The 3759-nt window shown below is 55.5% G+C and carries 5 protein-coding genes; all 5 read right to left on the minus strand.

The features are described from left to right. Nucleotides 1–9: 9 nt before the first annotated feature. The 5 genes from tenA to thiM all read right to left on the minus strand — a co-directional run bounded on the left by tenA (nucleotide 10) and on the right by thiM (nucleotide 3690). Nucleotides 10–684, minus strand: coding sequence for a thiaminase II (gene tenA / locus ACTOY7_RS20855; RefSeq protein ID WP_482672782.1), 675 nt, complete (start codon nucleotides 682–684; stop codon nucleotides 10–12). Then, nucleotides 681–1490, minus strand: coding sequence for a bifunctional hydroxymethylpyrimidine kinase/phosphomethylpyrimidine kinase (gene thiD, locus ACTOY7_RS20860; protein WP_482672783.1), 810 nt, complete (start codon nucleotides 1488–1490; stop codon nucleotides 681–683). Before thiD ends, tenA begins: the two co-directional genes overlap by 4 nt. Nucleotides 1491–1584: 94 nt before the next feature. Further along, a complete protein-coding gene (locus ACTOY7_RS20865) occupies nucleotides 1585–2244 on the minus strand; it encodes an HAD family hydrolase (protein ID WP_016220697.1) in 660 nt (219 codons plus the stop codon). Then, nucleotides 2241–2882: a thiamine phosphate synthase gene (thiE, locus tag ACTOY7_RS20870; RefSeq protein WP_016220698.1), complete on the minus strand. Its 642-nt coding sequence runs from the start codon at nucleotides 2880–2882 to the stop codon at nucleotides 2241–2243. The genes ACTOY7_RS20865 and thiE overlap by 4 nt, the downstream gene beginning before the upstream one ends. Continuing rightward, a complete protein-coding gene (gene thiM, locus ACTOY7_RS20875) occupies nucleotides 2869–3690 on the minus strand; it encodes a hydroxyethylthiazole kinase (protein WP_300825764.1) in 822 nt (273 codons plus the stop codon). Before thiM ends, thiE begins: the two co-directional genes overlap by 14 nt. Nucleotides 3691–3759: the final 69 nt, after the last annotated feature.

Here is a 3759-nt window from a genome sequence, read left to right on the forward strand (position 1 = left end):
ATTAGCGCCCTATTTGCTCATGTTCCAGGCCATCTCCCAGAAAGCCAGCTCGTAGCGGGAACAGGCCACAAAAATATCTTCCAGATGCCGCACCTGCTGTTCGGTATAGTGCAGGGTCAGCCGGTCTGTCATTTCCAGCAGCAGGACGTTCGCTTCGCCGTAATGGGGATCAGCGTAGCCTCTGACCCAATCGCCGTAGAATGGATGATCCTGTGCCGACGGATTGTTCTCTACAATCTTTTTGGCAATCACCTCATAGCTGTAGGCACAGGACAGGATAGCGGCCAGAATCTCCGCCTCCCCCTCTTCATAAGCCACCCGGAGCATATAGGACGTATAGGAAAGATTGTCCAGCGACCGGGGCGTTGCCTCCAGTTCCTCCCGTGAAACTGAGAACTTACCCATATAGCCCCGATGGATATCCATCTCTCCCTCGGTCAGCAGGGTCACATACCTGGAGAAAAGCTGAATGGTTTCGGGGCTTTTTGCCTTGGCAATGCCCAGGGCGAACACCTTCGCATACTCCTCCAGATAAAGGTAATCCTGAATGATGTAATACTTAAACTTCGCCTGCTCCAAAGTACCGTCCTGGATACCCTTCACAAAGGGATGCTCATTGTAAGCCGCCCAAATGTCTTTTGTTGCGGATAAAAGCCGTTCTGTTGTCTTTATGGTTGTTTTCATGACTCTGCCTCCTTTGCGTATTCACCGGTCAGATTGAAATTGTGCTGCATGGGTCCTCGGCCCTTCCCCAGGTTCAGCATGGCATTAAGCGCGCCGGAGATGTATTCTTTGGACCGCCGGATGGATGTGGGCAGGTCAAATCCCTTGGCCAGATTTGCCGCTATGGCGCTGGACAACGTACAGCCGGTTCCATGGGTATTGGAATTATCAATGTGAGTTCCGTAGAACCATGTCCCCGCGCCATCCGCATAGAGGTAGTCATTGGCGTCGTTGATGTTGTGCCCGCCCTTGAGCAGGACCGCACATCCATAGGCGCCGCTGATCTGTCTGGCCGCGGCTTCAATATCCTCCTGGCTTTGAATGGCCATGCCAGACAGGATCTCTGCCTCCGGGATATTGGGCGTAGCCACAGCCGCCAGGGGGAGCAGGCAGGTTTTCAGTGTATCCACCGCCACTTCGGAAATCAGCCGGTCGCCGCTGGTAGCCACCATTACCGGGTCCACCACAACGTTCCTCGCCTGATAGAAGCGCAGCCGTTCTGCAATCTTCTCAATCAGTCCGCAGGAGGCCACCATACCGATCTTCACCGCATCGGGCGGGATGTCCTCAAATACCGCGTCAATCTGCTGTCCGAGAAAATCGGGCGTCATCTCTACAATTTCTCTTACACCGGTGGTATTCTGCGCTACCAGCGCCGTAATGGCGCTCATGGCGAAAACACCGTTCATGGTCATCGTTTTCAGATCGGCCTGAATCCCGGCGCCTCCGCTGGGGTCTGTCCCAGCGATTGATAATGCTGTTCTCATTGCTATCTCTCCTTTGCATTATTTTTATTAAGCGACGGAAAGTGGTGCCCCCGATCCGCCGCTTGAAGCTTTCGGATGTCAGGAAGTAAATTCCTTAAACCGGAAGGAGCTTCTGAAGTTTATCCAGCTGCGCCAAGTCTTTCAGGTATACATCGGACAGAACGCGGATTTCTTCCTGATTCTTTTCATGGCTGTCACAGACCGCCGCCACAGGGAACCCGGCTTCTTTCGCCGCTTTGATGGCATAGAGCGCGTCATCAAACACAACCGTCTCTGACTTTTCTGTTCCCAGGAAGCGAAGCGCCGCCTCAAAGATATCCGGCTCATCCTTGCCGTGTCCCACTTCATTGCAGGTGAAAATCTCGCCAAAATAAGACAGCGCTTTGCACCGCTTCAGAGCGGCCTCCACCAGATACCGGTCAGTGGCAGTGGCGATACACAGCTTGACGCCGCTTGCCCTAAACCGCTTAAGCAGCTCCTCCACCCCCGGTTTCAGCGGAACCTCAAAACAGTAATACCGCTCCAACATGGCGTTGACCCCATCCATGATCTCATCAATACCAAGCTTCACGCCATACTCGGTCTGATAGTAGCGGGCCGCCTGGCGCAGGCTCATATTCTTAAACACCTCGTTCAGATTCTCTTTCGGCTCATATCCGATAGAGCGCAGATAAGTCTCTCCGATGGTGTCCCAGATAAACATGGAGTCCAACAGCGTGCCGTCCACATCAAAAATCGCGCCGCGAATCCTCATGCCCTCACCATCCCCTCTGCCAACAGGCGAAGCTTTCGGCAGGTATCCTCAATATCCTCCGCCGAAAAAATGGCTGATACCAGGGCCACACCGTCCACACCGCTGCCGGACAGCTTAAGAAGGTTGCCCCGGTTAATGCCTCCGATGGCCACAACGGGCACGTCAACCGCATCGCAGATGGCGCGTAAGGTCTCATTCGTCATCTGATCCACATCTGTCTTCGTGCTTGTGGGGAACACCGCCCCCAGACCCAGATAGTCCGCACCGTTCCGAACAGCCCGTCGTGCTTCTTCCACCGTATGGACAGAGACACCCAGGAGCATAGCGTCCCCCACCCGGCGGCGAACCTCGCCCGCCGCCATGTCCTCCTGGCCCACATGGATACCGTCCGCCTGGCAGGCGATGGCGACGTCCACATTGTCATTCACAATGAACGGCACGCCATACCGGTGGCACAGGGCACAGATATCTTTGGCCTCCTGAAGAAACGCCGTCTCATCCATCTCTTTCTCCCGCAGCTGCACACAAGTCACACCGCCCTTCAATGCCGCCTCCACCTGCTCATAGAGCGTCTGTTCCCCTGTCCAGGCCCGGTCAGTAACGGCATAGAGCAGCATATAGCGTTTATCGCACTTCATAATTTGCTCCTTTCTCCAACCTTGCAGGAGTCAGGCGGTACATGGCGTCGATGATATAGTTCCGATAGGAAGCGTTGCCGTCCAGTTCGGTCATACGCCTGTGGGCAATCTCCCCGCACAGACCCATGGCGCACACGGCTGCGGCTGCCGCCTCAAGGGGATGCTCCGGGTTGGCGGTGACAAAGGCCGCCGTCAGGATGGAAAGCTGGCAGCCGGTCCCGGTAATAGAAGACATCTCCGGATGGCCGTTGCGGATACAGAATGCCCGCTCTTTGTCCGCCACGATATCAATGGCTCCGGTGACAGCAATAACCGCCCCGGTGCGCCGGGCCAGTTCCCTAACAAAGGATACCGCCACGTCTAGATTGTCTTCTGTCACCCTGTCCGCCACGTCGGCATCCACCCCTTTGGTGGTGCCGCTGCCGTAAGCCAGCGTCTTCATCTCCGAGATGTTGCCCCGGATTACCGTAAGCTTTAGCTCCTCAAGCAGCCGAAGTGCCGTATCCGTCCGCAGCGCGGAGGCCCCAGCTCCCACAGGATCCAGCACCACAGGATGCCTCAGCTCGTTGGCACGCTTCCCGGCAGCAAGCATAACCGGGATGGTGCGCTGATTCAGTGTGCCGATGTTGATAGCCAGCCCTTTGCAGATGCCGGTGATTTCCACGGCATCCTCCGGGTCATCTGCCATAATGGGTGAGCCGCCGCAGGCCAGCAGCATATTGGCACAGTCGTTGACGGTGACATAGTTGGTGATACAATGAACCAGGGGTGACTTCCCCCGTACATTTTCAAAAATCTGTTCAAACATAGTATGATACTCCTTTGTAAAATGAGAAAAAACATCCCTGCATGGCGGCGCTTTCCCGGTTGATGGCAG

The sequence above is a fragment of the Schaedlerella sp. genome (assembly GCF_056796775.1).

Excerpts from the sequence above, each read along its gene's own strand:
- thiE (WP_016220698.1), bottom strand. The coding sequence starts at position 2,882 with ATGAAGTGCGATAAACGCTATATGCTGCTCTATGCCGTTACTGACCGG.
- thiD (WP_482672783.1), bottom strand. The coding sequence starts at position 1,490 with ATGAGAACAGCATTATCAATCGCTGGGACAGACCCCAGCGGAGGCGCC.
- thiM (WP_300825764.1), bottom strand. The coding sequence starts at position 3,690 with ATGTTTGAACAGATTTTTGAAAATGTACGGGGGAAGTCACCCCTGGTT.
- ACTOY7_RS20865 (WP_016220697.1), bottom strand. The coding sequence starts at position 2,244 with ATGAGGATTCGCGGCGCGATTTTTGATGTGGACGGCACGCTGTTGGAC.
- tenA (WP_482672782.1), bottom strand. The coding sequence starts at position 684 with ATGAAAACAACCATAAAGACAACAGAACGGCTTTTATCCGCAACAAAA.